5 protein-coding genes and 1 pseudogene are annotated in these 4,957 nt (G+C 70.7%); 4 read left to right on the forward strand and 2 right to left on the reverse strand.

The annotated features are described in order from the left end of the window. Positions 1-81: 81 nt before the first annotated feature. Positions 82-1,242 carry a sensor domain-containing protein gene (locus VIB55_RS07515; protein ID WP_331876055.1) on the reverse strand — a complete coding sequence of 387 codons (1,161 nt, stop codon included), beginning with the start codon at positions 1,240-1,242 and terminating at the stop codon, positions 82-84. Positions 1,243-1,522: 280 nt separating this feature from the next. Here VIB55_RS07515 and VIB55_RS07520 point away from each other — a divergent pair, with 280 nt between their 5' ends. Continuing rightward, entirely contained in the window at positions 1,523-2,302 is a 780-nt protein-coding gene (locus VIB55_RS07520) for an SLC13 family permease (RefSeq protein WP_331876056.1), read from the forward strand. Between the two features lie 310 nt (positions 2,303-2,612). Here VIB55_RS07520 and VIB55_RS07525 read toward each other — a convergent pair whose 3' ends face one another. After that, complete coding sequence (locus VIB55_RS07525; RefSeq protein WP_331876057.1) at positions 2,613-3,068, reverse strand: DUF6174 domain-containing protein; 456 nt, start codon at positions 3,066-3,068, stop codon at positions 2,613-2,615. A gap of 376 nt (positions 3,069-3,444) precedes the next feature. On the opposite strand from VIB55_RS07525, the gene VIB55_RS07530 reads away from it, so the two are divergent. From VIB55_RS07530 to VIB55_RS07540, 3 genes and pseudogenes are all read left to right on the forward strand, one after another. Then, on the forward strand, positions 3,445-4,008 hold the full coding sequence (locus tag VIB55_RS07530; RefSeq protein WP_331876058.1) for an RNA polymerase sigma factor: 564 nt from the start codon (positions 3,445-3,447) through the stop codon (positions 4,006-4,008). After that, positions 3,995-4,558, forward strand: coding sequence for a hypothetical protein (locus VIB55_RS07535; RefSeq protein WP_331876059.1), 564 nt, complete (start codon positions 3,995-3,997; stop codon positions 4,556-4,558). Before VIB55_RS07530 ends, VIB55_RS07535 begins: the two co-directional genes overlap by 14 nt. A gap of 26 nt (positions 4,559-4,584) precedes the next feature. Next, positions 4,585-4,957: pseudogene (locus tag VIB55_RS07540) on the forward strand (hypothetical protein); the annotation flags it as partial.

Below are 4,957 nucleotides of genomic sequence, written 5' to 3' on the forward strand. Positions count from 1 at the left end.
CGAAACCGTCCATGCGAAGTACGACTGGCATAGGATAATCCTATCGTTAGGTTTTGTAAAGGCTCTTCTTCCGGGGCCGGCTCACCACGCCGGGTCCGCAGCGAGGAGGGCGAGTGTGGCGTCCGCGTCCTGCGGGCGGGAAAACAGGAATCCCTGGGCGGCGTCGCAGCCCAGGGTGCGCAGTTCGGCAAGCTGCCTGGCGTGCTCCACGCCTTCGGCCACCACCTCCAGGCCCAGCCCCTGCGCCAGGGCGACCACGGCCGCCAGCACGCGCGCGGCCCGCCCGTCCACCGCCGCCACGAAGGAGCGGTCCACCTTCACTCCGTCGATCGGCAGGCGGTGAAGGGTGGAAAGCGACGAGTAGCCGGTGCCGAAGTCGTCCATCCACACGCGCACCCCCAGCGCCCGCAGGCTGGCCAGCGTGGCGGCCGCGGCCTCGGCGTTGTCGATCAGCACGCTCTCCGTCACCTCCAGTCGCAGCCGCGAGGCGTGGATCCCGCTCTCCTCCAGCGCGCGGCTCACCTGCCCTGCCAGGTCCAGCTGCGCGAACTGGCGCACGGACAGGTTCACGCTCATGCTAAGCTCCGCCGCGGCGGGCAGGGCGTCCGTCCACGCGCGGAGCTGGCGGCAGGCTTCCGACAGCACGCGTCCGCCCAGCCGCACGATCATCCCCGTTTCCTCGGCCGAGGCCACGAACTCGTGCGGCGCCACCCATCCCCGGTCTGCGTGCCACCACCGCGCGAGGGCCTCCATCCCGCAGATCCGCCCCGACTTCAGCGACACGATGGGCTGGTAGTGCACCGTCAGCCCGCCGCGGTCCAGCGCCCGGCGCAGATCGCTTTCCAGCCGCAGCCGCGAGAGGGCGCGGGCGTGCATGGCCCGGTCGTAGACGGGGTGCACGATGCCGATGACGCCCACGACGGAGCCGTCGGGCCCGCGGTGCGGCCAGTACTGCGCCCACATCCACCCCGAGCGCACTCCCGGCACCGTGTAGCGTCTATCCGGCAGCGACACCGTTTCGCCCGCCAGCACGCGGCGGAGGACGCGCTCCAGCCCTTCCTCCCGCAGCCCCGGATACACGTCCAGCGCGTTGCGGCCCAGCACCTGTGCGGCGGAGAGGCCCGTCGTCTCTTCCATGAACCGGTTCCACACCAGGTAGCGGAAGTCGCGGTCGCACACGGCCACGCCGATCGAATCGCTTTCCGCCAGCGCCAGGAACAAGGAGTCGCGCAGGGCAGGCACCTCCCCTCGCGTGGATGGAGGCTCGATCACAGTTGTAGCCTCCCGGGGAGACACACCGAATCCGACAGCCGTGTACGCGACGGCCTCAAAGTGCTGATCCGGTCGCGCGTTGCTGGCGCTGAGGGTCGTTGCGGTCGACATCGTCGTAGCCGGTTGGGGGTGAGCCTCTGTTCGGATCGGAACGGAGTGGACGCACGATAGTGTTCACTCCGTTCACTGCACAAGCCTTTTGTAGCGAGGCCGATTGCGGTTTGTGCGTTGGCGGGTAACGAGTTGGAAGATGCGGAAAGGAGTCGAATCCACCCATTCCGAACAGCAGTGTGCGGTCGGCGCGGGGATGGAGGCGAGTTGCCGCGTCACGGGGCCGGTCTCCACGCCTGAGCGCGTGGTGGCGGTGGTGTTCGGGCGGGCGGCGCTCGCGTGGACCTTCCGGCCGCTGCTGGAGACGGCCGTCCCGGGCGCCGAGCTGTCGGATGCGGGGATCGCCATCACCGCCGCGCTGGTGCTGTTCCTGTTCCCGGTGAATCTGGCGCGCGCCGAGTTCGTGCTCGACTGGCAGTGGGCCGGCCGGCTGCCGTGGGACGTGCTGCTGCTGTTCGGCGCGGGATTGAGCCTGGCGGACGCGCTGACGCGCACGGGCGTGGCCAAGTGGATCGGCGCGGGGCTGTCGGGGCTGGGCTCGCTCCCCACGCCGCTGCTGGTGCTGCTGGTGTGCGCGACGATCGTCTTTCTAAGCGAGATCGCCAGCAACACGGTGACGGCGGCCGCATTCCTGCCCGTGGTGGGCTCGCTGGCGCTGGGCGTGGGCGAGAACCCGCTGCTGTTCGTGGTGCCGGCCGCGCTGGCGGCCAGCTGCGGGTTCATGCTGCCGGTGGCCACGCCGCCCAACGCCATCGCCTACGCCACGGGGCACGTGTCGGTGCCGCGAATGGCGCGCGCCGGGCTGCTGCTGGACCTGATGGGGATCGCGGTGATCCTCGTGGTGGCCTACACTGCTTTGCTGTGGGCCTTCGGGGTTCAGGCGGGGGTGCTGCCACCGTGGGCGGGGCCAGCGCGGTAGGAGGCGCGGGACAACGAAGCCCGCCGAGTGCGATTCGGCCGGTCCGGCGCAGTCCCCGGCTGCCCTCTCCCCCGGCCCCTCTCCCGCAAGCGGGAGAGGGGAGAACTTCGATCGAGGTTCGACGGGGCCGGTGCGTGCCGCGGCGCCCCCCATCCCCAGCCCTTCCCCCGCAAACAGCCGCGGGGGAAGGGAGCCAGCCCGGTGCTCGAGGCCGGCTGCGCGCACCTGGCTGGCCGTGCAGTCCACGCAGGCGAACGGGGACGCGCGATGGTGATCGTGCGTCCCCGTTCTCGTGTCCCCCGCGGCCGGGCTACAGCTTCGTGAAGCCGTTGACCAGGAACCCGTGCTCTTCGTCGATGGCGTTCTTCATGGGGTCGATCGCGACGCTCAGCGGCACGCCCAAGGTGGAGTCGTACAGCGCTTCGATTTCGTCGGAGCCGTTTTCGAACGCCTGCTCCAGGACGGCGAACAGCTCCTCGACGGTGTCGTAGCGCGCGAAGGCGGACAGGGGAAGGGTCTGCGGGCCGCCCTCCGTCCGCTGCACTGAAACAGGAACGCCATCCCTCACCTCGATGGTCGCCGAGCCGGCGATCATTCCGGCGCTGACGCTGACGATCATGCGGTAGTCGTCGATTCCCTGCGCGTTCCACACCTGCCGGCTCCGCTCCATCCGCGCCTCCTCGTCAGCGAGCGTAGAGTTGCCGGCACACGCGGAAAGCGCCACGACGGATGCGAGGGCGGCGGCGGTACGACGAAGCAGGTTCATGGTAGTCTCCCTGGGTGCGGGTGTCTCGTTCCGTTCATCGACCGCGTTGAGAACGACCATGGGCCGGCGAGTGTGACGGCGGGAACGGCAGCGAGCACCCAGGCTCGAGACGCGTCCGCGGGGCCCCCCTCCCCCGCCCCTCCCCGCACGGTACTGCTGTGCGGTGAGGGGAGAGCGTCATTCGAGGTTCGACAGGGTACCGGCGCGTGCCGCGGGAGCCCCCTCCCCCCGGCCCCCGTCCCCCGCTTCGCAGGGGAGGGGGAGACCCGGTCCCTTCGCCTGATCGCTATCCTTTCCACTCACGCACTCACGCACTCACGCACTCACGCACTTCCCTCATGCAACCAATCCCGCCCGCCGATCCACTCAGTATCGCATGAGAGCCGAAACGCCCGCGGTACCCGACCATGCGCTCGCACAGGCGCTTCTCCTCCGGGGGGACGAACGTGCCTTTCGCGAGCTGTACAGCCGCCACACGCCGCGGCTGTTCCAGTTCGTGCTGCGCATCGTGGGCGGCGCGGAGCACGACGCCGAAGACGTGGTGCAGGAAACGTGGATCCGCGCCACCGAGGCGCTGCCCACCTTCCGCTGGCAGGCGGCGTTCGGCACCTGGCTGACGGGAATCGGGCTGAACGTGGCGCGCGGGCTGTTGCGGAAGCAGGGGCGGTGGGAGCTGCCGATGGAGCCGGGGACGCCCGAACCCTTCCGCCCGCCGCCCAGCGACGGCGACCGCATAGACCTGGAGCGGGCGATCGCCCTGCTCCCCGCGGGACAGCGGGCGGTGCTGGTGCTGTACGACGTGGAGGGCTTTACGCACGACGAAATCGCGGAGCGGCTGGGGATCGCGCCCGGCACCTCCAAGAGCCAGCTCTCCCATGCACGCAGGGCGCTCCGGCGCATGCTGGAGCCCGTACACGAGGGACGACATGAGCACGCCTGACCTTCACGACGACGACGAACTGCCGCCGGAGCTGCGGAGCGCGCTGCACAACCTGCCGCGTGAACGTCAGCCGGGACGGCTCCTGGAAGAGCGCACCGTTCGGGCGCTGCGCGAGCACGGGGTGATCGAGGCCGCGGCGCCGCGCCGGGGGATCCGCCGCCTTCCCGCCTCGTGGCTGGGCGGGGCGGTGGCGGCCAGCCTGGCGCTGTTCGCCAGCGGAATGGCGGTTGGGCAGTGGATGGGGACGCGCGCTACGGCCCAGGTGGTGAGCGCCGTGCAGGCGGAGAACTCCCGGAACACGGCCATGCTGGTGCAGCAGACGGGGACGGCGTACGTGCAGGCGCTGTCGAAGCTCGCGACCACGCGGGACAGCGGCGCCCACGCGGCGCAGGGGCGGGAGGTGGCCGTGCAGATGCTGCGCGCGGCGGCGGACGAGCTGGTGAGGATCGCCCCGGACGATCCGGTGGCCAGCGCCGTCCTGGCGGGGTTCCAGAAGGCCGACACCACCAGGGCCGCCGCGGGCGACAAGCAGCGCGTGGTCTGGTTCTGAAATGACATCGACGAGGGGATGATCCCATGAGCACGAGATATGGATTTGCGGCGGCCGTGATGGCCGCGACGATGCTGGCGTCGGCACCCTGCGGTGCGCAGGCGGGCGGCTGTGGTGAGAACGGCCGCGGAGTGCGGGTGGCGGACCTGGGATTCACCGGGATGAGCGGGGCACCCATCTCCACGCGCATCAGCGATGGACGCGCCCACACCACGTTCGAGGGCGAGCCCCGGATCAGCGGTGCCCGGGCCAACGGGCCGCTGCGCGACGGCGACGTGCTGGTGGCGGTGGACGGGCAGCTGATCACCACGCGCGAAGGCGGACGGCGCTACTCGTCCATCGATCCCGGCGAGCGCGTGCGGCTCTCGGTTCGCCGCGGCGGGCGGGTGCAGGACGTGA

Origin of the sequence: Longimicrobium sp., assembly GCF_036554565.1 — a bacterium.
GTDB lineage: Bacteria > Gemmatimonadota > Gemmatimonadetes > Longimicrobiales > Longimicrobiaceae > Longimicrobium.

Coding starts and splice junctions, on each gene's coding strand:
- VIB55_RS07530 (WP_331876058.1), top strand. CDS start 3,445: ATGAGAGCCGAAACGCCCGCGGTACCCGACCATGCGCTCGCACAGGCG.
- VIB55_RS07520 (WP_331876056.1), top strand. CDS start 1,523: ATGCGGAAAGGAGTCGAATCCACCCATTCCGAACAGCAGTGTGCGGTC.
- VIB55_RS07535 (WP_331876059.1), top strand. CDS start 3,995: ATGAGCACGCCTGACCTTCACGACGACGACGAACTGCCGCCGGAGCTG.
- VIB55_RS07525 (WP_331876057.1), bottom strand. CDS start 3,068: ATGAACCTGCTTCGTCGTACCGCCGCCGCCCTCGCATCCGTCGTGGCG.